This window comes from Paenibacillus sp. RC67 (assembly GCF_030020805.1).
Taxonomy (GTDB): Bacteria; Bacillota; Bacilli; order Paenibacillales; family NBRC-103111; genus Paenibacillus_S.
In genome coordinates this window covers 3,041,773-3,068,092 of sequence record NZ_CP125098.1, presented here as the reverse complement: position 1 = coordinate 3,068,092, position 26,320 = coordinate 3,041,773, and the positions used below count along the sequence as shown (strand labels likewise).

Sequence of the window (26,320 nt, the reverse complement as noted above, 5' to 3'; positions counted from 1 at the left end):
AATCGTCCTCTTTCTTAGGATTGAAGAGCTTGCTGTTTCACTTCGACCATCCATCCGAATGGATCTTGTACTTTACCTTGTTGAATGGAAGTCAATGTGTCATACAGCTTTTGGGAGAGCTCTCCAGTTTGACCGTTGTTAATGATCATTTGGTGATCGTTATAGTACAAATCTCCTACAGGAGAAATAACGGCTGCCGTACCAGTGCCGAAGGCTTCTTCCAAAGTGCCGTTCTTGTGAGCTTCAACGATCTCATCAATGCTGAGCTGACGCTCTACAACAGGAACATTCCAATGCTTCAACAGTTGAATCATGGAGTTTCTAGTAATCCCGTCCAAAATACTGCCGTTCAATTCAGGAGTGATAACCGTACCGTTAATTTTAAAGAATACGTTCATGCTGCCCACTTCTTCAATGTACTTCTTATGAACGCCGTCAAGCCACAGCACCTGGGAATAGCCTTTGCTTGTAGCTTCCTCTTGTGCTCTTAAGCCGCTTGCGTAGTTACCCGCAGTTTTAGCATTACCGGTTCCGCCTTTTACCGCACGAACATAGTCGGATTCCACATAAATTTTAACCGGATGAATTCCTTCTGCATAGTAAGCGCCAACCGGCGACATGATGATCATAAATTTATAGTTAAGTGAAGGAGACACACCCAGTGTAGCTTGATCAGCAATGATGAATGGACGAATGTACAAGGAATTTCCTTCTACCGAAGGAATCCAGTCTTGGTCCACGTTGATAAGCTGTTTCAATGCTTCAAGACAAACATCGCCGTCAATAGCCGGGATACTCATACGTTCATTCGAACGGTTTAATCTCTTGAAGTTTTGCTGAGGACGGAACAAAAGAATTTTACCGTCGGAGCCTTTGTACGCTTTGAGTCCTTCAAATACGGTTTGTCCGTAGTGAAATACTTTGGCGGCAGGGTCCATCATAATAGGTTGATAAGGAACGATGCGAGGATCGTACCAGCCGCGGCCTTCTTCATAATCCATAATGAACATATGGTCCGTGAAATATTTGCCGAATGGCAGTTTAGCCTCATCAGGCTTTTGCTTAGGCGTCGTTGTACGTTCGATTTTGATAGAAACAGTCGACATTGAAAACATCCCCTTACCATAATTATCATACTTATTAGTTGAATCGTATCACTTGATTAGGTATATTAAAAATATCTGTTTTATGGGGTTCCCATACCTTTTAGGTATTGAGAAGAAAGGACGAGCTGATATGGATATCCGACAATTACGCTATTTTTTGGCTATAGCACGAGAAGGTCAAATTACCCGCGCCGCGAAAGCTTTGAACATGGAGCAGCCGCCCTTAAGCCGGCAATTAAAGCTCATGGAGCAGGAACTCAATGTCACCTTGTTTGATCGGAATGGCAACAAGCTGAGCTTGACTCATGCCGGTGAGCTTCTTCAACGCAAGGCCGAGAGCCTGCTGCAGCAATTCAACGAAACCATTCAGGAAGTGAAAGAGCTTGAAGAAGGAATGAATGGGATGCTAGCTATCGGTTCTGTCGTTTCCTGCATCTCGCTGCTTCCTCCTCAGATCGAAAGATTCCGCCAATTGTATCCCCAAGTTACCTTTAAAATATTGGAAGGCGATCATTATTTACTCGGCTACCATTTGGAAAAGCGTGAGATTGAGCTGGTTGTAGCAAGACTGCCGTTCGAATCCGCTTCCGAATCGCACCCATTTTCCATTCTTCCCCTGCCTTCGGACCCTTTCGTCACGGTTCTTCCGAGCCATTGGTGTCCTGACCCGGATAAGCATTCCATGGACATGCTCGAACTGGCGAATTACCCGTTCCTAACACTCAAGACGGATAAAACAACCGGACTGCATGAAAAGGTTATGAATGAATGTCGTCGCCATGGATTCGAGCCGAGTGTTATTTGCGAGTGCTCCAGCGTAGCCATCATTATGGCGCTCGTTGAGGCGGGAATCGGAGCTACCGTATTTCCGAAATCCGTCATGGCATCATTTCCGCTCCCCAACATCAAGGTACTCACCATTCAAGATGCAGCCTTTCAATCTGATGTTGGCTTGTTATGGCTGAAGGACCGATATCTTTCGAAAAGTGCAAGGCATTTCATCGATATTTTCTCCGAAAACCAGCAATATGATAACTAGCCTCTCGGTGCCCATAGCATAATAGAAACCCCGATGATACATACTATCGCACCAATCCAGTCGTACATATCGGGGACTTTCTTATCGACTAGCCAGCCCCACAGGACTGCCATCACGACGAAGACGCCTCCGTAAGCGGCATATACGCGTCCAAAGCTGGGAAAGCTCTGCAAGGTGGGAAGGATGCCATACAGCACCAAGATCAAACTTCCTGCGATACCATACCCTAACGGTTTGGACTCTCTAAGCCAGAGCCAAACCAAGTACCCTCCCCCAATTTCCGCTAACCCAGCCAAAAAAAATAAAAAAATGGTTGAAATCATGACTCTACTCCTTATATGTATTCTACCTCACTTTAGTCACCTGTTGTACTCTACCTTCTTGGGGCGTCCATTTTGTATAAAACTTGATGAATTGCCCACTATAGGTAGAGGAAGGAGGATGCCAAGTGGATAACGAACAACAAGAGAAGCTGGAGCATGAATTCGATCGAGAGTTGACCGAGGGCGAAGCCGAAGAAATCATGCATACCCCTGTCGCACATCAAGACATCAAAAACTTGGATGCGACTCCTATAGATAACATAACCAATAGTATAGCTCTTGGATTAATGCCACAGGAGCATAAATATTGATTTCATGTAATCCGTATACTTTGATTTTACACCATTTTTCGACATGTTGACTACAATAAAAAAGCTGCCCGATACCAAAGTTCGGGTCAGCTTGCTGCTTGTATCCTATTATACAAGAAATCACTTCAAACTTTATTTGCCCAGGAAAGAATTCAACATCCACACATGCTTCTCTAGACCGGCGTGAATGCCAAGAAGCAAATCCCCTGTCGTCTCATCCTGCTGTTCTGCAGCAGCCTTCATACCAGCTTTTAGCTCTTCGATCAGGACTCGAAAATCATTAATGAGCTTCTCCACCATTTGTTCTGCATTCTCTCCTCCGTCCGCATCATGGACAGAAGCCAATTGCAATGAGCCCTTCAGTGTTGCTACAGGACTTCCTCCAAGCGAAAGCAGCCGTTCAGCCAATACATCAATATGAAGGGCAGCCTCCGTGTACAGCTCCTCGAACTTGGTATGAAGCGTAAAGAACTGATGACCTTTTACATACCAATGGAAGTTATGAAGCTTGATGTGCAAAACGGTCCAGTTTGCGATTTGGCGATTAAGAATATCATTCAGATTTGTACTCATGATTAATGCCCTCCCTTGTAAATTAGATGTTGACTACTTTGGACTCGGATTCTGCATTCTCCAAAAATCTTTCGCAATCCAGTGCTGCCATACAGCCTGTTCCTGCTGCACTAATAGCTTGGCGATAGCGGCTGTCTTGTACGTCTCCGCAGGCGAATACGCCTGGAATGTTCGTTTCGGTAGTACCTGGGTTCACCAACAAATAGCCGTGATCATCCGTAGTTAGCTGACCATCAAGAAATTTGGTATTAGGCGTATGTCCGATAGCGATGAAAATACCGTTCGTCTCGATAATCTCGTCCATTCCGGTATCATTGTTTCTAACTTTCAATCCAGTTACACCATGCTCGCCGCTGACAACCTCTAATGGTGTCCGGTTTAAGCTCCAGCTGATTTTAGGATTTGCTTTGGCGCGGTCTTGCATAATCTTCGAAGCGCGCAGCTCGCTCCGACGGTTCACCAATACGACCTCAGAAGCAAAACGAGTTAAAAAGTTCGCTTCTTCCATAGCCGAATCTCCACCACCGACCACGATAATTTTTTTGTTGCGGAAGAAGAAGCCGTCACAGGTAGCGCAGGTGCTGACACCGCGGCCTACATTATCTCTTTCACCCGGAATACCCAAGTATTTGGCTGAAGCGCCGGTAGAGACGATAACCGACTCCGCTTGAATTTCTCCCATACCTTCTACCCATAGAGTAAATGGTCGCTTGGAGAAATCAACTTTGTTTACCCAGCCGGTTTTGAACTGCGCTCCGAAGCGCTCTGCTTGCTTGCGCATATTATCCATCAATTCCGGTCCCATGATCCCATCAGGAAAACCAGGGAAATTCTCAACCTCTGTTGTCGTTGTTAATTGACCACCAGGTTCTGGACCTTCAATAACCAAAGGATTCAAATTAGCTCTCGCCAAGTAAATTGCTGATGTTAATCCCCCAGGGCCTGTTCCAATAATGACTGTTTTGTACATAAATAACGCCTCCTCAAGCTCTCTCTTTATATTTAAACTATGTCTAAAATTGATTTGGTAAAAGTATCTTATCACTCTGACTGACAAGTTTCATGAAGATCTGATGAAGACACTATGAATATTTCATGAAGATTCTCCCATCTCATTTGCAGCTGTAATTACCTCAATAATTAAAATTAAAAACCGTACCTGTTAGGATACGGTTTGGTTGGTTGTAATCACAATTTATGAACGTTCTCTTGCCAGCTTTGGCTGTACCGACACGTTAGACTCAAGTCCGTCCTGCTGTCTGGATAATTGAAAGAGCATGAACCAGATCAACACGAAGCCTGCGATTTGAGCCAGCGTAATATTTTGATGAAATACGAGCCAGTTCACGAAGACGCCGATGGCCGGGAAAAATAATTCAGCCAGTGTGGCAAAGGAAGCCTTCGTGTTGGACAAACCGCGATAGTATAGAAGCAGACTGAACAATCCAGGTAAAAAAGCTTGAAGCACCAAGTTGATCGAGATTGCGGCCCAGTCATTGGTCTGCGTCGGGAAATGCCATGCTTCGCCCCCCATCCAGGTTGTGAAGAACAGCAGCGGCAGCGCCAGTATGAAGCGAAGTGCCGTGACGGATTCAAATGGCAGCTTATCGAGCAGCAGACGTCCCATTACAGTTGAACCACCCCACAATGCAGCCGCTCCGATAGATAACAAGCCTCCTGCAACGCCGAATTCAGTCAATCCGTTAAACGGGAACGAGAGTCCAAATGTTAATAAATAAGTTCCAACAAGTGCCATGACGATAAAAATGGAAAATTTCGCAGGCAATCGTTCCTTCAATATCCATCTCGCCATCAAGATAGCGAACACAGGTTGCAACTTTTGCAGCAGCAGAACGCCATTCAAGTTACCATGAGCAAAAGCCGATGTGAACATGATAGTAGCTATTGCCGAGCCACCCCAAGATATAAACAATAGTGCGACGATATGCTTTAGCGTTAATCCGTGTATTTTGCTTCTATAAATCCATAAAACCGGTACTGAGTACAAGAGCAGAAGTAAATGCTCCATTAAAACGATTTGCGACGAAGTAAAATATTTCAGAAGCAAAATTCTGAACAAGGGATCTACTCCCCATAAGGCAGCGCCAAGAGCGACCAGCCATACTCCGCTTCTACTTCCGAGCTTAGATCGTCCCGGACCTTCCGATGATGCTGCAAACGTGTTCTCCATCTCCATAACCTCCTGTAAATATGAAAGGAAGCTTCGAAAGAAAGACAGCCCCGTTATCAACTAAGTGACAACGGGGCGAACTTAAACAGGCGTGGATCTGGATAGTTTTTCAAGTGAAAGAAACCGTACCAGAAAGTACATGCATGTTTTTGACCTTCTCCCATCCGGACTGTACCGTCGGCTTTGGAATTTCACCAAATCAGTCGTCAAATGCCATTAGGCAAATGCCGAGTCGCGGGCTATGGGCCAATACTGCAGCCCTTCACCGCCGGTCGGGAATTTCACCCTACCCCGAAGATCGACCATATTCTGTTTTATTAACCTCTATGTCATTGTGCTCAATAGTTACTTGGACAAGCCTAATATTCCTGATCAATGAAAATAACTGTAATCCCCAAGTTCTTCAAATGATCTGTTGTTGAACTGGCTCCCTACCAAAAACCTACCGAATCAGGCAAAAGAGGGTGTTATACCTCAAAGGGTCGATTCGAACTTCCTTACACGAATTATATAGCAACTATATAAATAAAAGCAATACCTTAAAACAAGGTTTACTTTTATTTTTCGTGACCTCTCGCCTTACTACATACATTTATTGCGGAATAAATAGCCCTTCTTATGCAAACTCTATGAAAGAATTCATCAATCAGACAATGGAGGATACCATGGACAATAACAACAATAAACAAGCTAACAACAACCTTGAAAGTGACGCAGAAACTGCAGACATGTTAAATGTTCCAGAAGGTGTGAAACAGTTTGTGGATATTATCGGAGATGAAAAAATGGATCAGTTTGGGAACCCCGCTTCCAATTTTGAACAATAGTGAATGGATAAACTAAGCACCACTAAGCCGCCTAACTGTAGGCGGTTTTTTTACTTTAGGGCTGCTTAGCCTTGAATTCTTCTACGCATTTGCGACAAATGCATACTTTTCCTCGCAACTCATCCGGTATTTGATCTCGAAGTTCCTGGGGGATCTTTGTATGAAAGCACCAACAATCCCCCGTTTCAACACTGCATTCATTTTCATTCCCACAGAAGGGGCAACCTCGCTGATACTTGATATCATTTTTCAATAGAATCCACCTCAAAAGTTAGTTTCTCCGCTCTAGCCTATTCCATAATTCGACATTTCTATGATATATTAGATCTGATTTAAAGTCTTAGTGTCGAGGTGTAATGAAATGTTAAAAATCATTTTCGGGGTAGCTGGAGGCATCATTCTTGCTGTTATCTGCTTGTCCTTATGCTAAATCTAATTAAAACGAATTACAAATATGCCTTAAAGGATATTACGATTCTAGCTTTCTGCTTTTTCCTATATGGGTTAAATGAATTACTATTTAAATCTATCGATTCTTCTTTACATTGGTTTTTCACTGGGTACTATAATGATTTACTAGCATCCATTATTTTATTAGCTTATTCCAATATTTTATTGACTATATTTTTACGCAAATTGTATTTGAATTTTTTCGTATTGAGTGTTTTTATTGTTCTAGTTGGCTTGTATTGGGAATACGTTACACCTTACTATAAGCAATCAACACCAGATCCATACGATATTCTCATGTATTATATAGGACTCATTATTTATTGGGCAGTTAGAAAAAAAATACGCTGACGCCGGTTCAATTCCGACGCCAGCGTATTTTGTATTGATCATTTACTTGATTCGAGTCGTTGGATGTTTCGGATTATTTCATCTACTGGTGTGGGCTGCTCAACAGGAGCAGTCTGAACTTTTGTATCCGGAGTTAAAGTGATATTGCTTTTGGGTTTTTCCACTTGGCTGCTTTCGTCCAAATACTTTTGAACTAAGGAGTCTGCAGGTATCGCCCGCACTTTAGCCCAATCAAAATATACATCACCGAAAGTGCTTAAAAAATAATCACTAGTCAGGGAGCTGCTGAATTCAGCAAATATTTTATGCACAGCTGACAGCTTGGCTTGAAGCTTGTTTCCCTTGGTATCGGTCCATTGAATGATCTGATCCGGATCAAAATCTCTTACATCTTCAATCTGAATTCTAAAGGATGTTATGGAGCCTCGAGAATTATTTTGAAAATAAATTTTTGCTTCATTCTCATACTCATGTCCTCTTAGCACCTGCCAGCCTTCCATACCATCCGCAGGTACCGCATACAGTCCGCTTTTGGTTGTTTGTGGGGATTGCTCAGCAGAGTTCGCCGCTGGCGGTTCAGAAGAATTTGTTTTGGCTGGCAGTTCAGAAGACGCATCATCGAGCCTATCACCGATGTACGCTGTTGAGGTTGAGGCATCAAATGCAACTGGTAAATTTAATGACTCGGCTACTGACCTCATAGAAACATAGGTTGTACCATTATACAATATGTTGTTTTGCGGCAATTCATCGCCATGAACTTTAACCTTAATTTCATTTAAATTCGCAGTAATTTTGTCATTTTTCTTCGTCATGATTGGATCATTACTTGGTGTCGCTGGATTCACTACATCCCATGAATCGATGTCATGATTATCGGGCGCGAATTCTCCAGCACCTATTTGACCAATATAAGCCGTTTTTGTTTTATCATAATAGTTTACAGCAATCCCCATCATTGCTGCTACATCCCTAATAGAAACATAAGTAGTTCCACTATATAGAATATTATTGCTATTACTAGTTACACCGTTCACTTTAACGGTAATTTGATTAAAACTCACATCAATTTGTTGAGGTACTTGCGCAAATACCGCGCTTTGTGACGAAAACAATAATATTGTGCCGAGAGACAGGGCTTTAAATCTACTTTTCAATGAATACACTCCTCATATAGGTTGAAATTCCTATATTATAACAATCCATAAGGAAAAATGTAACATTTTGTTGATAATCTCTCTACTTCAGTAGAAGCGCAAACAACCTCCATAACAATATGGAGGCTGTGTAACAGATTCAATATTCCCTATGTTTAAACACTTTGCCCCTTCACCCGGTACTTCCTCTGAACCCGCAGCAAACGAATATAGAAACCTACGGCGGCAAATGTCAGGCCAATCGTGATGCCCAGCCAAAATCCGTACGGCCCCCATGCCGTATATGCAGCCAGTGCATACCCCGTTGGCATGCCTATAATCCAATACGATACAAGTGCAATAATGAACGGAAACGTAACATCCTTATACCCGCGGAGTACCCCTTGCAAAGAAGCTTGTGCAGCATCTGACAACTGGTACACTATTGCGAAAAGAAGGAATTGCATGGTTAGCTCTACGACCTCACGACTATCGGTATAGAAGTAAGCGATTTGCTCCCGGAATATATACAAGAAGACCGAGCATACCGCCAATATTCCAATAGCCATTAGCACTCCAAAGCGGCTGTACTGACGAGCGTCCTTATATCGTCCGCTCCCCACCTCATAAGCAATGATAATCGTCAAGGACATGGATATACTCAAAGGAATCATGAAGATCATCGTGGTAAAGCTGATGGCTGCTTGATGTGCCGCGATGGTAACGGTATTGAACATCATCCCCATCAGCAGGGTCACGACAGAAAATATACTGGCCTCGAAAAAGACTGACAGCCCCATAGGAACGCCGATCTTAAGCTGTTCCTTCCATGTTTTCCATGATGGAGCAAACCACTCCACGAATAACTTGTAGCGGCTCATGGCTTCTACCTTAAAGGTCATCACTATGCTGAAAAGCAAGATCAACCAGTAGGTGATGGCTGTGGCGTAGCCTGCTCCGATTCCCCCGAGTCTAGGAAATCCCCAGTTACCAAAGATGAGCAAGTAATTAATAACTATGTTTATCGGCACGGCGACCAGCATGATAGTCATGGAAATCCTTGTGTATCCGTGCGCATCGAAGAAATATCTAAGTACACTAGATATGAATAACGGAATGATGCCAAATGACAAAGCGATTAAATATTGCTGGGCAATATGATGAACCGCAGGCTCCAGATTCATACCTGTCAAAATGGGATTCAACGCAAATCCGCCTGCCACTACAATAACTACCGCCAAAACTAAAGATAAATAAAGCGCTTGAGTTACCGTCCTGGATATTTGCTTCAGATCGCCTTTTCCGTAGAGCTGGGCGACAAGCGGTGTAACGGCAAGCAAAATACCATTTAATCCGATAGAGACCGGCATCCATAAGCTCGCTCCGATTGCGACTCCCGCCAAGTCATTCGTGCCCGCTCTGCCCGACATCATCGTATCGAATAACGTCATCGCATTGAGACTAATTTGAGTCATCAGGATAGGACCCAGAATCGTAAAAAACTGAATCATTTTCCCCTTATACGTTTTTTCGTGCTGCATATGCCACTCTCCCTTCAAACACAAAAAAAGAAGAGCGTCCGGCGTACGCCCTTCTTCAGCTTTACATTGTACATAATCTTAGGATGTCCGTCAAACCTTGAACAGATGCATTCTAGTTCTTATGTTTGCGCCAGTCCATCCCGCTGTTCTCCAGCAAGTAACCAAAATCACTCTCAAGCCGCTTTTTTTCCGCTTTGCGTGCATCTTCTGCCTCTTGTCGGTTCTTCTCTCTTTGTTCTGCCTCTTTAGCTTTCATCTCATCCGCTTGTGACTTCAATTTGTTGACTATTTCCGGGTTCAGCAGATCCTTCAATGTAGTTGGCTTATCGCCAGCCTCAGGCTTGGCCGTTACGGGTTGTCTTTTTTCACCATGTTCATTCACCTCATACCTGTAATACGTTGTCAATAAATCATACGATATCATTAAACGTATGGTACTCCCAAGGCTCACGAAAGTCAAACCCGAAACCGGTATCCTGCTCCCCATACCGTTTCAATATATTGAGCATTTTCGGTATCCATCTCTATTTTCTCTCGCAGCTTACGGACATGCACCGTTACCGTTTGAGTATCCCCTAGAGCATCAATTCCCCAGAGGCGCTCGAACAAATGATCCTTACTAAAGACTCTATTCGGATTCTTAGCGAGAAAATAGAGGAGATCAAATTCTTTTATCGTCAACATGATTTCTTGGTCGTTCAGAAACACTCTACGGGAATCATGGTCAATCGTTAGTCCCCGGATCACAATCAAATCGTTGGTATCTTTACTGCCAATTAGACGTTCATAGCGAGCCATGTGTGCCTTAACTCTTGCAACTAACTCCAGCGGCTTGAAAGGTTTGGTGATGTAGTCGTCAGCACCCAGACCGAGACCGCGGATGATATCGACGTCGTCCGCCTTTGCTGTGACCATAAGAATAGGCAGGTCCCGCTTCTCCCGGATCTGCTTGCATAGGTCAAAGCCATTGACTCCTGGCAGCATCAAATCGAGAATGATTAAGTCATACTCACCGTTAAGTCCAAGCTCCAAGCCTTGGTTCCCGTCACTCGCAATATCGACCTTATACCCGCTAATCTCCAAATAATCTCTTTCCAGTTCAGCAATCGACTGTTCGTCTTCAATGATCAAGATCCGTTTCATCATATCACCGTTTCTGTATTGTTCTTGGCAGGGAGGATAATGGAAATTCGTGTACCTTCCCCCTTGACGCTGTGAGCTTGTATATGCCCACCATGACCCTCAATAATTTGCTTGGCTATGGCAAGCCCCAGTCCACTTCCCCCGGTAAGTTGATTTCTGGATGGCTCTGCACGATAGAAACGATCAAAAATATGAGGTAAAGCCTCAGCATCAATGCCCCGACCATTATCGGATATTTCGATGACAATCGATGAGGTCGTTTGGAATGCTCGAAGTCCTATCTTCTTCTCTGTTTTGTCCATATATTTCACACAGTTATCCATTATATTCGAGATGACTCTCTTGAGTTTATCACGATCTATAGAGGCCTGTGTTGTCGGCTTAACTTGTATGTCCATTTCGAAAAGAATGCTCTTTTTCTCCAGTTCAAATTGCAGTTCATCCGTCCAATCTCGCAAAAAAGGCACCACATGTACGAGTTCAAATTGAAACGGAACCCGCTTCAAATCGAGCTTGGAATAAAGGAACAGCTCATCGATGAGACGATCCATCTCCCCGGCTTTTGAGGAAATGGTTCTAATATATTTATTCATTTTGTCCGGAGTATCCGCTACTCCGTCTTGAATTCCAGCGACATATCCCTGTATCGCGGTTAAGGGTGTTTTGAGATCATGAGAAATATTCGAAATAAGTTCCTTACGGTTCTCTTCGTATTGCAGTTGAGTTTGAATCGATTCTTGAAGCTGGTAGCGCATTTCTTCAAATGCGTGTCCTAATTGAGCTATTTCGTCTCTCCCATTCAGCTGGACGTGAAAATCCAGATCTCCTGCCTTAATTCGTTTGGCCGCTTTCTCCAGATGACGCAGAGGGACGATGATGCTTTTGGAAACGAAATAAGTAAGTGCAGCATTCGTAAGAACTAGAATGATCAGCATGGACAAAAATAGCACTGGGAAAAATTTACGCGCAAAATTCGCAAATGGGCTTATTTTGTTAAGAACGAACACAGTACCCGGATGCTGATCGGGATACCAAAAATCGAATTGCGCAATGGAGTACAATTGATTCCCCATTCGTTTGGCAGACTCAAGCTCTTTATGTCCTGGTCTATTGAAGATTGGCAGCTGTTGGAGCAACTCTGAATCCTTTAATGCGTCCGATACATAGGTCAGTTGATTGTCTCTTCTTACAACCAGTTCTGACCCGCCTGCTGCCAGTTCTTGTTCTATTTCATCCAAATAAGTTCTATCTCTAAAGACCGTAGAATTACTCTCTGTATTACGCTTAATCTCCTTCATTAAACGTTCTGTCTGATGATCGTTGAACGATATCGCCGGCGTCTTATACTCCTCACGAATATTTTGCAAATCGCCTCGATAAGCAACGACCAACAGAGCGGCAGTCATTATAATGAGAATTAGCGGAATGATCAGCATAGCCGCATAAGACAAAAGCAGTTTCAAACGTATGGACATGAATGATCCTCTCCGCCAGTTAAACTTCTTTACGATTAAAAATAAAGTATCCGAGCGAGAAAAACAAGATGCAGCTCGAAAGCAGGAACACAGAAGTGGTCATAAGCTTTAATGGCGATACGGTACTGTTAAGCCACATCAAGTGCCAATCTGTATAGGATACCGGGGAAAAGGAAGACACTACACTTGTAAAAAAAGGTGCTATTTTGGCCGCGATGTACAATAAGATTGAAAAGGCGAAGCAGCCGCTAGCGCTGTTAAAAAATTGTGCAACAAAGATGAACAACGCCGATACAGCAGCCATGGACAGCCATGCAGCTGAATAGGCTTTTACCACCTCTACTATATTGAAAGAGCCTTCCGAGCCGAGAGCCAAACTGCAAATCACCGTCACGATTCCTAACAGAAATAAAATGGCGGCAATGGCAATCAACAAGGCGGAGGCTTTGGCTGCGAACACGCGAAACCGAGTGATAGGACGAAGAAGGGATAGCTTCAGGGTTCTTGAAGATACCTCGTTTGGAAAAAGATCCGCGGCCGTCAAAAAGATAAAGATAGGTATCCACAGTGCTGTATAAAAGCCCAGCATCTCAATTGGGAACGATTTGCTCACGGCAACCAATCCCATCAGCGGCTGCAGCTTGTGAAGAGAAAGCGCAAGAACAATAGGTAATAATGCGGAAAAACAGAGCAGCACGATTGTTTTTTTTCTGTATAGTAGCATGTAAAGCTCGTTCACAATTCCAACCTTTAAGCTATGCAAGCCGTTTCTCCTCCTTCGCTCTTTCCAACTGATGTATATAAAATTGCTCCAAGGATTGATTATGAGCAAGCAAATCAGATACACTGCCTTCCGTCCTTAGCTTACCATCGAACAGGATGCCAACTCTGTTGCACAGCTGCTCCAGCTCATGTATCATGTGACTGGAAATAATAAACGTCGTTCCAAGCTCCTGCGAGCACTTAGTGACCAAATTACGAAACATGACAGTTCCCTCGATATCGAGTCCATTCGTAGGCTCATCCAGAATGACTAACTCCGGTTTTACCATTACCGCCGCCGCCAGCGCCAATTTCTGCTTCATCCCGGTAGAATAATGTTTAATTTTATTTGTCCGTGCATGCTGCAGTCCTACGATCTCGAGCATCTCATCCATTCGCTTCTCATTGATTTCCGGATAAAAACGGGCAACCAAACGCAAATATTGGTCTGCACTCAAAAAATCGTGAAAATCAGCAGATTCAATCATACAGCCCACTCTTTTCATTGCTAGCTCATATTGCTCCGAGATGTCAGAACCGAACAGACTCACCGTTCCCCTATCAGCACGAATCAATCCTGTGACCAGCTTTAAAAGAGTCGTTTTACCGGCTCCATTCGGTCCTAGTAGACCATATATATCTCCAGGGAACAGATCGAGCTCAATATCCGATATACCTCTCTCTCTTCCATAGGATTTACTTAATTGCCGAATGGATACAATCGCATTCATCCGAATCCCACCCTCCCCTAAATAAAGATTGCAGCTGGATAAAACCTTCATGAAGCTTTATCCGCTGCAACAGAAATACACTTATTTATTTTCTCTATTTTGACGATTGTCTTGTTTCAATGGCTGTACTTGCTTTCCTGCCAAATCTACCGAATCCGGCGTTGTATTGTTGTAATTGGAAAGATATGCGTTCAAGTGCAGTGTAAGTACATGGGCTGTGCCATTGGCATCTTTCCCGGAAACCGTAATATCCGCCTGCTGATGCTCGATATAATTAGCCGCATTAATGTCTGCTTTGACAGCGACTTTGTCGATTTTTATATCTTGTGTAAGCTGAGGAACATTAGCGTTCAGAGTATATTCGTCGAAGGGAATCGGCTTGGTTGGAGAATCGGATTTTTTCTCTTTATCCCATTTATGTCCACTTGTCGCTTGCTTGATTGCTATCGGAGCAATAGCATTAACGACTGCCGGGATTTGTGAATTGGTTAGCTCCACCGCGACCTGCTTGGTACCGTCCGATTTGCTGTCAACCGTAACATAATCTTTCAAGTTCCCTACAAGGGCGTCAATGACGGTTTCGATCTGTTGGGACATAACGTCCGATTCTTGCTTCTTGTTAGTATCCCGCTTCACTTTGCCTTCCTGCTGGACGTAATACACATCGCTAGTGCTTGGCTTAACAACCGTTCCATCCGCTTGCTTGTAAAAGAGTAGCGATTGCTCAGCACCGCTGCTTTTTACGGTTACCGACCCGCTCGCCAAGTGATTTTGCGGGCTAAGCTTGAACGTTCCGTTCGCGCTGGTAAGCTCGTTCCCATTGTCTTGCAGCACGGATTGTGCCTGCACACTTACATTTTGAATTGTTTTCGTATTCTTGAAAGCGGCTTTGTACGTATCATACCCGGATGTGCTTGCCATCGCCGATAGGCCGGTCGTGATCATAACGACCCCGCTTATTCCTACTGCGCTTCCAAGCATTAACCATTTCTTCTTCATGCTCTAGCCTCCTATGAACTTTGTTAATCGACTTACAAAATTCATAGTACACTTCAAAAATAAACCGCCTGTGAACCATTTATTAAAAATCTATTAACTGATTCGAAATTCATTATTTCATTGCAGCTCGATAGGGAAGTATATTATAGTTTGAAGGTAGGAATAGGATATGATTAGGAGGTGAGGACATGTTGTGGGTTACAAGAGAGCACGCTAATGTGGAGCGCGTGGCTTGTCCATGGCTCATTAAGAAGTTTATTGATCCCGAGGCGGTCTTCGCATTCGTTCCGAATGATACGAATCCTTTAACGATAACTGAGGGTATCCCGTATGATATGAAGGGAGTGGAGCTTGGACATCATGGAGGAAAGTGCAGCTTTGAGACGATGCTTTCCAAATATGAGCTAGAGCACGACTCTGCCCTCGTGTTTATGGGGTCTATTATTCACGGAGCGGATATTCCTATTGATATGGATATTACGCCCGAATCAGCGGGTTTACGCGCAATTGCTTTCGGATTCCACTATTTAGGCGTGGACGATCACGAGAAGATAAAGCTTCAGATGCCTATGTACGATGCATTGTATGCTTGGTGTCAACGTAAAACAGGTGTATCTAGGGAATTCATTTAATAGGTCTGCAGCTTTTTCCGGAAACGGTCCATTTGAAGTCTAACGGTACGACCTAGTTCTGCATCAAAATAATCCCGTGCTTCAATGCTTTGGAACTGTCGGACACATTTCTTGAATTCTTCCCTGATCTTCTCCAGCTGTTCATCATCAAATTCCCAGGCTTCCTCTTCTTCGAGGTAGCTTTGAAGTCGTTCGATGGCCGGAATGATCTCTTGGTATTCCTCGTTTCGTGCCTGATTAAACTGAGCCATCATTTCTTGATCTTTATCCTCAGAGAACGTCGTAGAAAGAAACGTATATTCCTGGCCGCCAAACTCCTGCACTTTTTCTGCAAGTGAGCCTATAAATAGATGTACGTCATCGGTATCCGGCAGCAAGCTGACCCCATCCTGCAAATAAATGGAACCGTACCTCTTCAGCTCTCTCCATATGGAGGCTCTATATTTTGTTGGATTCGAAGGAACTTTATAAATAAAAACAATCCATTTCATACTCACCGTAACTCCCTTTGTTCATTTAACCCATATGATACCATATAAAAAGAACAGCAGCATCCTTACAGTATCGGATACGCTGTTCTTCCGTCTTCAAGAAGTCTGTTTTTTCTTGCGGTATTCAACGGAGAGGCTCAGGAACAATGTGAGGATTAGAAATAAAGTCAATAGCCATCCTGTGATAGCATCGGACAGTTCCATCCTAATTAAACCAGCCGTTATTAGAATGGACATAATAATACCGATTCCCATCCACCAATCATCAATAAGAAGACCCAGTATGGTTTGAAACAGAGCTTTCATTAGCCAACCTCCTGTTCTGGAGCTTACGCAGCACCCCTACTCCTACTCCCGAAGCTATTACCAAGAGGACGATGATGACAAGGATAGATACATCCTGCTGCCACCACTCTACCCCAATGCCTTCTCCAACCCAGAAAATCCCGAAGCCACTAAGCATTAATCCAACAATGAATTTCATTGTATTCTCAGAAATCATCGTAAGCGGCTTTCTTAACAAGATTCCAGCCGCCACGACAAGCAGAATGCCAATCAAGCTGCCCAAAATAGCAGATGACATAGAGCTGGTTGCCAAGCCCAAGGTTAGCACGATAAAAATAGCCTCAATTCCTTCCAGCAGTACGATATTAAAAGAAGTAGCGAAGCCGAACCAGTCCATTCTTGTTCCAATCGTGCCTTCTTTACGCTGTCTCTCCAACTCCTCCTGATAAGCTTTATCTTCCAGATGTAACGCTTTCAGGCCTGCATAACGCAGAATAGCCTTTCGCAACCACCTCATTCCGAACATCAGCATGAAAACCCCGATAATGAGCTGGAACATACTGACCTGGACTAATGCCATGAGAGGAATACCAAATAACGCTACCAAAGCAGTTAACAATAAAATTGCTGCTGTCATTCCTAACAACGAGCTTTTCCAGCCTCTTACTACCCCTACTGCTAAAACAATCGTTAACGCCTCAATAAATTCAACCGCGGTTCCTAGAAAGCTTGCAGAAATAACGTAAAAATTCATTCATGCACCTCCATAAAATATAACCACTGTTATTTTGTAACAATGGTTATATTTTATTTCAATATCTATTTTTTGTAAATAGCTTTCGCTTGTTCTAGAGTTAAAAAAAGAAAAAACAGCCGATAACGTTATCGGGCTGCTCTATAAATAGCTATTAATTTGGAAGCTGTTTGCAGCCAGCTGAACCGGTTCACCGCATCTTGTCTGGCCTGCCTCGCTAATTTTGCAGACAGCTCTTTATTTTGTGCCACTCTCAAAATGTATTTGGCATGTTCATCCGGGCTGTGATAACTACTAACAAGAAAGCCGTTCTCCCGGTGCTTTACGATCTCTCCTATTCCGCCAATATCCGATGCAATAACCGGAAGGCCTGAAGCCATAGCTTCTACATTGACTAAACCGAACGCCTCATGCTTTTGAGAAGGACATGCGAAGCAATGTGCTCTCTTGTACAAAGAGTGGATTTTGCTATGCGGAATTTTTCCGGTGAATTGCGCCGGAACACCACGACTGCGAGCAAGCGACTTGAGCGTGCTCACATAATGAGACTTACCGCCCCCTACAATGGTTAGCTTGATATCCGATCTATGTCTACGCGCGATGCTTATCGCTTTAATCAGTACCGAAACCCCTTTGCGAGGAATGACCCTTCCGGCGAACAATACATGGAAGGACCCTGACTTCTTACCACGGGCTGCTGGCCTGAACCGATCTACATCCACTCCCAAATGCACCATACGAATTTTATCGGCTATCGAAGGAAACATCCGAGATAGGTTACTTTTTAAGGAGTGACTGTTAGCAATAATCAGATCGGCTCTAGAGATGCTGGCAGCCACGCTCTTTGTCCGTGGAACAAAGGTTAGCGAATGAAGGAACAGCGAAACAGGCGTGCTCGGAAAAGCTTTCTTCACTTGCGCCATGTAGTGAGGACGATTGTCCACCTGGATGATATCGTAATGTTTGCCCCGGATATAATGAAGTACTGATGAGATGTACTTACGTGAACTGCCCGAAGGCACTCTGACAATGGTGAGATTACCATAGCGACTTACCTTCGGGAGTCCTGAGCTTAAGCGACTCACGATAGTGACCTGATGATGTTTCGCGAATTGCTTAGCTATGGAAAACATACAAATTTCCACAGACCCGTTCCCAGGTACCGGAATTTGCTCCGTCGCTACCATGAGGATTTTCAACAGTGATCCCTCCACTAATTTTTCATCATACTTTTACGATATGTATTAGTGAGGATTATGTACTAGTTATGTGTAAGCATCGCTTGATAAATGGATGGAGACCCATTGAGGTCATTAGCAGCCGTTCGTTATTTGCCACCTTTTTGAGAAACCAATTGCTGTATCGCTATGTTCGATTCTTCCTCCACAGAACGTATGGCACTGTTCACATCCATGCTGTTTTTATAGATGTTGTCAAATATTTTGCTTGTATTTACACTGTAATACACAAGTCCTTGTGCTCTAGGAGCAGCTGGCTGCGCATTTTTACTGTAGTAAACCGCACCTGTATTTTTGCCTTTGAGCTGCGGCAGGTTTTGACCATATAGATCGTGAATAGCTTTGCTTTTCAAGGGGGTAACTATGCCTTGTTTGGACAGTTCGGATTGGACTTCATCGGAAAGCAGGTACTGGATGATTTGAAAGGCTTGATCTTTATACTTGGAGCTTTTAGTGACGAACAATGAATAGGTATTCGGCAGCATGCCAGTATTAGGCAAATCCTTGAAGGAAGGAGGAGAAGCAAGGTCGAACTTCAAATCTTTATTCGCATTGTACCAACTGGTTACTTTCTCAGCTACATGGATGCCTATGGCCATTTGACCTTTAGGATAGTCATCAATATTGGTGTATTCATTGCCTGGAATATCATAAAACCGCTTATAGTTTTCAATTAACGTTTTCCATTTGTCCGTATTAATGGCTGCTTTGTTCTCTTTTAGATCCAATGGCGTCAAAGATAGTTGATTGTAGTTCATCATAACTCCTGGATGCATAGATAGTCCTTTATAAGAGACACCTTCAACCGACCGGGTCATCTTCTTAGCGAGGTCGTATACTTCATCCCACGTCATTCCATCTTTAGGATAAGGAACTCCAAACTTGTCGAACAAATCTTTATTGTAGAACATGACGATGTTACTAAGTGTAAAAGGCAAGCCCCATAATTGCCCATCCGGGTTCGCGTTCCTCACTTGAGCAACTGCAGCCTCGTCCATTCTGGAGAGGTCAAAGTTATGCTTTTTTATGAGATCGGCCATGTCGTTAGCAAAATCAAATTCTTTTATTTTGGAAATAATGTTACCGCTAGATTCCAGTACGATATCCGGTATGGTTCCTGCTGCTACCAGATCGCCATAGTCTTGTCCAGTGGCTTTGTGTATGTGCTTAATGGTAACGTTAGGGAACTTCCGCTTAATGTATTGACCAATCTCATTATCGAAACCGCTTTCATCTGCGTATACAGAATTTTGAGCTGTAAAAAAAGTGAGGGTAATTGGATCATTGCTCACCTTGCTTTCCTGTTCACTTGTCTTACTACTTGTTTCTTTTGCCGCATTACACCCACTTGCCACCATAGCTAAAGCTAAGGATAACGAAACCATTTTGAAAGTTAACTTTCTCTCCATTCATTGTTCCCCTCTTTCCAGATAAATGAATTGTAATGGCTTTACTTATGTATGCAAGGATTGGAAGTAGTTCTATCATATATGGATTTGGTCTGCATATTGGATGTCCAATACTAATGGATTGTTGTACGAAACTAATATTTTGCAAGAAACTTTGATTTGGGCAAAAAAAACCACCTGAATTCGCAGAAAAACTGCAAAGCAGGTGGTTGCCAATAACTTACTCTATTTGGGGTTACGGTGATGAGGTCCCTGTTAGGCTAATAGGAGCGGAAAGGTCAAACTTCCGATTGTCATTCACGATAACCTTTTCGTTCACGCCTGCCGTATTGACCCAGCCTGAGGCCAGCAAGGAAGCTTGTCCGGAATTAACTGCGATCTCGCCTAAATAAATACGCTCGCTGCAACGCTTGTGATTGCCAAAGTTAATATGGTATAACCCTGTAGCATGGGCTTGTAAATTCATGGATTTACCCGGCATGATATCGGACTCAATCTCACGGTAGGCGGTGCCTTCTTCATTAAATTCTGTTCCATCCTGCTTAAAAAAACGCAACGTGATATTTGCCGCCGAATCAGACGCATTGGACAATTGGAATGAGAAGTCCAGCGAATTCTCGTTACTGCAGTAATTATTCATCGGGATTTGAAACGACATTTTAGGAGGTTCTACGAGCTGTTGACGTTCGGACGCTGATGGCTCCACGGCTGCTGCAGGCAATAAAAACATGACGCTGAGCGCAACGACAGGAATCATAATTCTTTGTAATTTCACGTGAGGCTCTCCTCTCCCATCAGCACATGGCATGAACGTGGGAATCTATTCTTCATATCGATTGTATAGTTTACCTCTGAATGAAGGAGAAGATCAATAGGCTATTAGACTTATTCGTAAAATAATGCTTTATCTAGCTTGATTCTCCTTGAGGTTTATAATCAAAGTAAAAAGGCTGCCATTAAGCAGCCTGCATTGTACTTCTGTGTTACGGCTGCTTAGGCAGCGACTCAAACTCAGGCACATCTACCAAGTACAGGTTTCCATAACCGGACATATCGCTTGTAAATAATACTTTGCTTCCATCCGGGCTGAATCTTGGATGGACATGGAGCTTTTGCGCTTGGAAGCTGCCGCGATGCCGACACAAAATACGCGGTCCCTCCAACCTGCCATCGGTATTTTTCCACAAACAAACTGTATCTTGGAATTGATCTCCATGATAAGCGCTAGTTTGTTGTCCGTCACCGACGATCAAGCTGGAATCATTCGAATGGATGTGCATGTTCTGGAACGGGAATGCCTTCTCTTGGCTGTTCGTATTATCATATTTGACCGAACCGATAAACTTGCCATCTTTATTGGACAATGACTCTGTATAGCCGTGATAGCCAATGGTTATGCCATCGGCATGCCAATATTCATGTCCAACAAAGACATTGTCTTCCGACGGACGAATTTTCCACACCTCACCTGAATCCATATTAAGACACCAGATACGGTGATCGACGAGATCCCACGGCCCCTCATGGCAAAAGCTAAGCAGGTGCGGCTGAGTTGGAGAAGTATTCACATGCCCTATCCATACTTTTTCCTCATGTATAACAGAAGCTTCTCCACCTGCAACAGGAATTTTAACAATTTTACAGTGAGGCTTCGCCCTTGCCGTTTCCTCGAAGCCGATGTACCCAGCACCTAATGATGTTTGGATCCGATCCGATAAATCCTCTTTGATACAAGTACACAGCCATTCTCCATCCGAAGTACAGCTCATATTGCCCAAGTTGAACTTTTCCGGAGCCTCATAAATGACTTTCTCTTCAAACGTTTGCAGGTTGATGGAGATAATTTGATTATTTCTGCTGAAGTAAGCCTCGTGCTCTTTTGGATTGATGTAGGTTTGTTGAAAATTCGCAGGAGCCCCTTCTCGATAGTCTGTTAGCTGAGTGATTTCACCCGTGGTCAAGTCCATACTGTATAAATTCGTAGCATTAAATCTATCGGAACCGAATAGCAGTTTATTCCCCTTATCGTACCAACCGTCGTTAGTAAAGTAGAGATGAAAGCTGTGCGCAAGATGATTCGTCAATTGCCGCATCGGAATTCCTGTGATTAAATCCTTCGTTATTTTCCACTCTGCTGGCCACACTTTGCCTTTTCCTTGTCCATTAGCAATCATTACATCCACCCCATTATCATAAAGTCTGCTGCTACATGTAACAGCCTAAACGATACTTGGTTTTCGGACAACGGCACTTTTTTGTTAGGACTGAATAATCGATAGTACTTTCTTTCGCAGTTTGTACTTTCTTGTCTAGAGTGCATTTATGAACTCGTTTATGCTTCGACAGAAGCTATTTCATGTGAGAACTAATTCTTTAATTTTTCTTGGGTTATTACTTTATTAGCTTCTTCTTCCGCAATCCGCAATGCAGTATTCGTATCGATTTTGCCAAGTGATAGATCAACCTGTGGTTTTGTATATGCTTTCTCCACAGCGCTGTCATATTTGCTTTTTGGTGAGATGGGAGCCATTTTATTATAAAATATGGCCTTTAAATTTTTATCTTTGAATTCCGTGCTTTGTCCTAGTGCATTTTGTACTGCTGGATTTTTTAACACGGGGATAGTTGCCTTCTTCGCTGCCATGGTCTGATATTCTTCAGAGATTAAGTATTTTAACACTTCCATCGACGCATCTTTATTGACGGTTTGATTGGTGATACTCATAAAAGTCGGGTATGCTTGAGAGCCCGTCGCGGGAAGCTCTTTGAAAGTCGGCATGGAGACAATATCCCAATCCAAACCTGACATTTCCTTGGATAAAATCGATTGCAGGTCCGATAAGTAAACAAACATAGCCAGATTCTGATCCTTGAGGAAATCGTCCTTGTACGGCAGCTTATTGTTCAGAGCTGTAATCCTGTCTTTGTAGCCTTGATCCTGAGCGGGAATCGTATAGTAAGCCTCATACATCCTCTTCCATAAATCGGTGTTGATAGTAGACATCTCTGTTTTCGAATCTACATAAGGCTGTGAATACTGATTCATTCTAAGTACATGTGTGGGTGAAACAACCAGGCCGAGATATTGCTTTCCTTCGTCATTGCGAGTCATTTTTCGGGCAAGATCATGCATCTCGTCCCATGTCATGCCGTCTTTTGGTGAAGGAATCCCGAATTTTTGAAATAATGCCTTGTTGTAATACGTTACCATAATGTTACTGAAGACGGGTAAACCATATAATTTACCATCCGATACCACTTTCGCCGCGTCGACAAGGGTCGGTTCTATGCTGCTCAAGTCCACTTGATGCTTTTTGGCTAATTCCGTCATGTCCATTTGGAGTCCAGCTTGTATAAACTCGGGGAAAACGCCTATGGAGCCATAATAAAAGTCAATTCTTTTCCCTCCTGTTATCAACTCCAGTAGTCTGTTTTTGGGATCCACAGGTATGTAGGTAAAATCGTAATTCGGGAATTTATTACGCAGCGCCTCTCCAAACCTTGCATCGAAAGCCTCTGTAGTGTCACCGCCTCCGGAATAAAAAAACAATTCCGTTCTTTCGTTCGTATTCGTGCCAATTCCTGTTTGCTCCTGAGGTTGTTTGTTCCCCTCTTTGTTAGTACATGCATTAAGAACAACTCCCGCAGAAAGACAGATTGTGAGCAGAGATATCAAGTGCCGTCGCATGGAATCCCTCCTTCAATAACTACTTATGATAACGTTTCCATATTTTCCGTTTCAGGACTCTTCCTGTCTTATTGCTAAGCCACTAATCATCCTTTTTGGTTGCTATACGCGCCCTTAAGGCAATGTAAGGCTTTCCTGGCAATGCAATTCGAGTCACCCCACTAAATAGCCCCTCCACAGCAGTCACCTGCATATTCCACGTATCGAGAATGTCGATACAGAAGAGTGAATCATCTGGCAGCTTCAGCTCTCGATAAGATGGACGATGAATGCCGAAATATTGCAGATAAAATGAGCCTGCTACACCAATCGTTGGGACATCCCGGAACGAATCTATAGGAACAGCATCCTGTGGCATATTATCCAAGATGTTTTTCAAAAATGTTATCCGTATTGGACTTTCACCGTACAGTTGTCCTCCTTTGGACCACCAGATCACATCCTCCGGATGAAGAAACGTTTCGCCATGCCCCACAAATCCTCCACGTGCAAAACCATCCCAGAAGCGTGCAGTCATTTCTTCTCCCGTTATGTTTCCCCATCGCTGCGGTAAATCCCCTTCATAGCAGCATTCGTCTACCACGACCGGCTTCCGGTACCGGCTGCGCCATGCTGTGACTGGCGACAACTCCCAGTACTGCATGCTGACGTGGGTTACCCAATGCTTGGAGTGATCGTACAAAACAAGCTGACTCGGATCATACATCTTCGTTCCGTTATGGATCGAACGCAAGTGACTGTAAGGATCATTCTCCTGCACGATTCTGAAATAGTGGTCCCAATCGTCTAATTTCTTCTCAGTCATAAAATCAAACTCATTAGCTAACGACCACCAGACGTTACGGAATGCCGCCAATCGGCTGATAACATATCGTAAATAATGAACATCTGTTACTCGGTCCATTCGGTCAAATCCCCAGTGTCCCTTGTCATAAGGATGGAACAAAATTAAATCAGCTTCGATCCCAAGCTTCTGAAGGGCAAGCAATTTTTGCTCCAGTCTTTTAAAATACTCTGGATTAAACCGTTTCAAATCAAAACCTTGTTCTCGAGAGCCCTCAAAAGGAAAATGCTCAGGTTCGTTAATATTAAAGCTGTATCGTTTGGGAAATAAGCACATCCGGATTTTATTGAACGGAGACCCCCCCAAGGTCTTTAACGTCTGATCCTGGAGCGCATCGTCCTGATGTGTCCATGCATAACAAGTCGTTCCAATGGGACGATAAACAGTGCCGTCTTCATAGCAAAACCGATCGGCATCCTTAACACGCACCGGACCATGATTATCTATGGAAGGTGCTGTACAAATAAAATGACCGCTAGCCCCATCTAACTCGGGGAAATCACATCGCACCTCATAACTCCAATTCCCCTCTGAATCAGGCATGAAACGAATTTTGTATACTCCATTCCCATCATAAAAGCCATCAACCGTTACTTTTCGGTTCATATGCTGAAACTGAGCAGTCAACTGCACATCCAAGAATGGATTTCCAAGCCTTGGGCCAGATAATTGAAGCTCGAACAACCCCCAGCGTTCGATCGTTTGCAGATGATTAAGCGGGTCCACTATTTATCACTCCTATTTAATTATTGTTAACTATTTATTCAAATGAGCATTGAAATCCGACCCAACTGCATCTTACTAACTACTTACTTTCATTGGAAGCAACTAAATTAGTTTAGTGAATTTAGTAAAATATAAAACAACAATGGTTCCTTATCCATTTTAAGAATAACTAAATTTTCAAATAATTTCGGTTGCTCAACCCAGATAATACCATCGTTGGCTCAACTGGTCAATTACTTTTTAAAGAGAAATCAACTAAAATTAGCATTATAATAACTAAATTTAAGTTATTATTAAATTAAATTTTAGTTAGAAAATAAAAAAACGGCTGCTTCCGCAGCCGATATTTAGTATTTCATCTTAATAGTACCGATATCTCACTTGCAATATGATATTTTTAAGCAAATCTTCCATTTTCCCTAACAGCGTCGTCTCTTTATTTATTTTATCGACGAGTCCATCGCCCGTTAATGTGGGCACACCTGCCGTTACTCTTTTTATGAGCGTATCGCCCGTTGAGTTTAATCCGTAATCGCCTGTATAGATGTAATGAATACCCGCTTGTGAACTTAAATCTATGAGGGATTGGTTATATCTCCCGTGAGGCAGGCACAGTATCGATAAGGTGTTCCCTAGTTGCTCATGAAGCATCTTTTCTGCTTGAGTCAAATCCTTGACAACTCTATTTTTATACTCGTCTTCCGTCTCCATTCGGTTCTCCGACTCCAGCCAAATCCGATGTGTCAGAGGGGAAACCTGCTTTCCCTTCTCATTCGTATTAAAGCCATGAGAATCAAATGTATGGGAGAAGAAGTCGAATCCATCATTATTCATTTGCTTGATTTCATCCCAAGTCATAAACGGCGTTTCCGCCGTACGGTCTCCAACGGAATTGACAATCAGGAAATTGGTAGAAGTCATACCCTGCTTTTTCAGCTCGGGATAAGCATATTTGTAATAGGATTCATAGCCATCATCGAAGGTTATGACTACCGCGTTCGGTGGTATCGGTTTATTATCCTTCAGAAAGGCAACGAACTCCGAAGTGGAAATGACCTTGTAATTATTGGCCGTTAGCGCCAGTAGATGCTCCCGGAATCGTTCTGGGGATATGGTATACTCGGATTCCTCAGGATCGATGTGGTGATACGTAAGTACTGCTACTTTGTTCTGATAATGATTGGCTCCCCAGTGTACTTGTCCCAAAATCAAAATGATACCAATAACAACAATAAAACCGATGAAGTATAAGATCTTTTTGTTCATAATGGCTCCTTTTCATGCTTCATTCCATT

At 43.2% G+C, this 26,320-nt stretch carries 28 protein-coding genes and 1 riboswitch; of the genes, 4 read left to right on the top strand and 24 right to left on the bottom strand.

Going from position 1 to position 26,320, the window contains the following annotated elements:
- Positions 1-14: 14 nt before the first annotated feature.
- Positions 15-1,106 carry a branched-chain amino acid aminotransferase gene (locus tag QMA13_RS14060; RefSeq protein WP_282942131.1) on the bottom strand — a complete coding sequence of 364 codons (1,092 nt, stop codon included), beginning with the start codon at positions 1,104-1,106 and terminating at the stop codon, positions 15-17.
- A gap of 130 nt (positions 1,107-1,236) precedes the next feature.
- Between QMA13_RS14060 and QMA13_RS14055 the strand changes: the two genes are divergently transcribed.
- Positions 1,237-2,145: a LysR family transcriptional regulator gene (locus QMA13_RS14055; protein ID WP_282942130.1), complete on the top strand. Its 909-nt coding sequence runs from the start codon at positions 1,237-1,239 to the stop codon at positions 2,143-2,145.
- Here the strand turns inward: QMA13_RS14055 and QMA13_RS14050 are convergent.
- Positions 2,142-2,468: a YnfA family protein gene (locus tag QMA13_RS14050; protein WP_282942129.1), complete on the bottom strand. Its 327-nt coding sequence runs from the start codon at positions 2,466-2,468 to the stop codon at positions 2,142-2,144. The two genes, QMA13_RS14055 and QMA13_RS14050, sit on opposite strands and share 4 nt — an antisense overlap.
- 125 nt (positions 2,469-2,593) lie before the next feature.
- On the opposite strand from QMA13_RS14050, the gene QMA13_RS14045 reads away from it, so the two are divergent.
- Entirely contained in the window at positions 2,594-2,779 is a 186-nt protein-coding gene (locus tag QMA13_RS14045; protein WP_282942128.1) for a hypothetical protein, read from the top strand.
- Between the two features lie 132 nt (positions 2,780-2,911).
- Here QMA13_RS14045 and QMA13_RS14040 read toward each other — a convergent pair whose 3' ends face one another.
- The 3 genes from QMA13_RS14040 to QMA13_RS14030 form a co-directional block, all read right to left on the bottom strand.
- Positions 2,912-3,352, bottom strand: coding sequence for a Dps family protein (locus tag QMA13_RS14040; RefSeq protein WP_282942127.1), 441 nt, complete (start codon positions 3,350-3,352; stop codon positions 2,912-2,914).
- 22 nt (positions 3,353-3,374) lie between these two features.
- Positions 3,375-4,322, bottom strand: coding sequence for a thioredoxin-disulfide reductase (trxB, locus tag QMA13_RS14035; protein WP_282942126.1), 948 nt, complete (start codon positions 4,320-4,322; stop codon positions 3,375-3,377).
- Positions 4,323-4,547: 225 nt separating this feature from the next.
- Positions 4,548-5,543 carry a DMT family transporter gene (locus QMA13_RS14030; protein ID WP_282942125.1) on the bottom strand — a complete coding sequence of 332 codons (996 nt, stop codon included), beginning with the start codon at positions 5,541-5,543 and terminating at the stop codon, positions 4,548-4,550.
- Positions 5,544-5,691: 148 nt separating this feature from the next.
- Positions 5,692-5,846, bottom strand: a riboswitch (FMN riboswitch).
- 326 nt (positions 5,847-6,172) lie between these two features.
- Here QMA13_RS14030 and QMA13_RS14025 point away from each other — a divergent pair.
- On the top strand, positions 6,173-6,370 hold the full coding sequence (locus QMA13_RS14025) for a hypothetical protein (protein ID WP_282942124.1): 198 nt from the start codon (positions 6,173-6,175) through the stop codon (positions 6,368-6,370).
- Between the two features lie 55 nt (positions 6,371-6,425).
- Here QMA13_RS14025 and QMA13_RS14020 read toward each other — a convergent pair whose 3' ends face one another.
- From QMA13_RS14020 to QMA13_RS13980, 9 genes are all read right to left on the bottom strand, one after another.
- Positions 6,426-6,623: a cysteine-rich CWC family protein gene (locus QMA13_RS14020; protein ID WP_282942123.1), complete on the bottom strand. Its 198-nt coding sequence runs from the start codon at positions 6,621-6,623 to the stop codon at positions 6,426-6,428.
- A gap of 586 nt (positions 6,624-7,209) precedes the next feature.
- Positions 7,210-8,328 (bottom strand): stalk domain-containing protein, encoded by a 1,119-nt coding sequence (locus tag QMA13_RS14015; protein WP_282942122.1) that lies wholly within the window; start codon positions 8,326-8,328, stop codon positions 7,210-7,212.
- A gap of 155 nt (positions 8,329-8,483) precedes the next feature.
- The gene (locus QMA13_RS14010; RefSeq protein WP_282942121.1) at positions 8,484-9,848 is read right to left on the bottom strand and encodes an MATE family efflux transporter; all 1,365 of its coding nucleotides are present in this window, start codon (positions 9,846-9,848) and stop codon (positions 8,484-8,486) included.
- Positions 9,849-9,960: 112 nt separating this feature from the next.
- Positions 9,961-10,272: a YqkE family protein gene (locus tag QMA13_RS14005; RefSeq protein ID WP_282942120.1), complete on the bottom strand. Its 312-nt coding sequence runs from the start codon at positions 10,270-10,272 to the stop codon at positions 9,961-9,963.
- A 32-nt stretch (positions 10,273-10,304) separates the two neighbouring features.
- Positions 10,305-10,991, bottom strand: a complete 687-nt coding sequence (locus QMA13_RS14000) for a response regulator transcription factor (protein ID WP_282943394.1) — start codon at positions 10,989-10,991, stop codon at positions 10,305-10,307.
- Complete coding sequence (locus tag QMA13_RS13995) at positions 10,991-12,466, bottom strand: sensor histidine kinase (RefSeq protein ID WP_282942119.1); 1,476 nt, start codon at positions 12,464-12,466, stop codon at positions 10,991-10,993. Before QMA13_RS13995 ends, QMA13_RS14000 begins: the two co-directional genes overlap by 1 nt.
- Positions 12,467-12,485: 19 nt before the next feature.
- Positions 12,486-13,229 carry a DUF2705 family protein gene (locus QMA13_RS13990; protein WP_282942118.1) on the bottom strand — a complete coding sequence of 248 codons (744 nt, stop codon included), beginning with the start codon at positions 13,227-13,229 and terminating at the stop codon, positions 12,486-12,488.
- Positions 13,222-13,959, bottom strand: coding sequence for an ABC transporter ATP-binding protein (locus QMA13_RS13985; RefSeq protein ID WP_282942117.1), 738 nt, complete (start codon positions 13,957-13,959; stop codon positions 13,222-13,224). Before QMA13_RS13985 ends, QMA13_RS13990 begins: the two co-directional genes overlap by 8 nt.
- 81 nt (positions 13,960-14,040) lie before the next feature.
- Complete coding sequence (locus QMA13_RS13980) at positions 14,041-14,958, bottom strand: hypothetical protein (protein ID WP_282942116.1); 918 nt, start codon at positions 14,956-14,958, stop codon at positions 14,041-14,043.
- Positions 14,959-15,146: 188 nt separating this feature from the next.
- On the opposite strand from QMA13_RS13980, the gene QMA13_RS13975 reads away from it, so the two are divergent.
- On the top strand, positions 15,147-15,590 hold the full coding sequence (locus tag QMA13_RS13975) for a chromate resistance protein ChrB domain-containing protein (protein WP_282942115.1): 444 nt from the start codon (positions 15,147-15,149) through the stop codon (positions 15,588-15,590).
- On the opposite strand, the gene QMA13_RS13970 is transcribed toward QMA13_RS13975, so the two are convergent.
- From QMA13_RS13970 to QMA13_RS13925, 10 genes are all read right to left on the bottom strand, one after another.
- A complete protein-coding gene (locus tag QMA13_RS13970) occupies positions 15,587-16,081 on the bottom strand; it encodes a Chromate resistance protein ChrB (protein ID WP_282942114.1) in 495 nt (164 codons plus the stop codon). The genes QMA13_RS13975 and QMA13_RS13970 overlap by 4 nt on opposite strands.
- Before the next feature lie 96 nt (positions 16,082-16,177).
- The gene (locus QMA13_RS13965; RefSeq protein ID WP_282942113.1) at positions 16,178-16,387 is read right to left on the bottom strand and encodes a hypothetical protein; all 210 of its coding nucleotides are present in this window, start codon (positions 16,385-16,387) and stop codon (positions 16,178-16,180) included.
- Positions 16,347-17,120 carry a COG4280 domain-containing protein gene (locus tag QMA13_RS13960; RefSeq protein ID WP_282942112.1) on the bottom strand — a complete coding sequence of 258 codons (774 nt, stop codon included), beginning with the start codon at positions 17,118-17,120 and terminating at the stop codon, positions 16,347-16,349. Before QMA13_RS13960 ends, QMA13_RS13965 begins: the two co-directional genes overlap by 41 nt.
- Positions 17,121-17,248: 128 nt before the next feature.
- Positions 17,249-18,319 (bottom strand): glycosyltransferase family 4 protein, encoded by a 1,071-nt coding sequence (locus tag QMA13_RS13955; RefSeq protein ID WP_282942111.1) that lies wholly within the window; start codon positions 18,317-18,319, stop codon positions 17,249-17,251.
- Between the two features lie 128 nt (positions 18,320-18,447).
- Positions 18,448-19,767, bottom strand: a complete 1,320-nt coding sequence (locus tag QMA13_RS13950; protein WP_282942110.1) for an ABC transporter substrate-binding protein — start codon at positions 19,765-19,767, stop codon at positions 18,448-18,450.
- A gap of 235 nt (positions 19,768-20,002) precedes the next feature.
- On the bottom strand, positions 20,003-20,542 hold the full coding sequence (locus QMA13_RS13945; protein WP_282942109.1) for a hypothetical protein: 540 nt from the start codon (positions 20,540-20,542) through the stop codon (positions 20,003-20,005).
- Between the two features lie 208 nt (positions 20,543-20,750).
- The gene (locus QMA13_RS13940; RefSeq protein WP_282942108.1) at positions 20,751-21,941 is read right to left on the bottom strand and encodes an oligogalacturonate lyase family protein; all 1,191 of its coding nucleotides are present in this window, start codon (positions 21,939-21,941) and stop codon (positions 20,751-20,753) included.
- 191 nt (positions 21,942-22,132) lie between these two features.
- A complete protein-coding gene (locus tag QMA13_RS13935; protein ID WP_282942107.1) occupies positions 22,133-23,455 on the bottom strand; it encodes an ABC transporter substrate-binding protein in 1,323 nt (440 codons plus the stop codon).
- Positions 23,456-23,537: 82 nt separating this feature from the next.
- Entirely contained in the window at positions 23,538-25,025 is a 1,488-nt protein-coding gene (locus tag QMA13_RS13930) for a DUF5060 domain-containing protein (RefSeq protein ID WP_282942106.1), read from the bottom strand.
- A gap of 360 nt (positions 25,026-25,385) precedes the next feature.
- The gene (locus QMA13_RS13925) at positions 25,386-26,291 is read right to left on the bottom strand and encodes a polysaccharide deacetylase family protein (protein ID WP_282942105.1); all 906 of its coding nucleotides are present in this window, start codon (positions 26,289-26,291) and stop codon (positions 25,386-25,388) included.
- Positions 26,292-26,320: the final 29 nt, after the last annotated feature.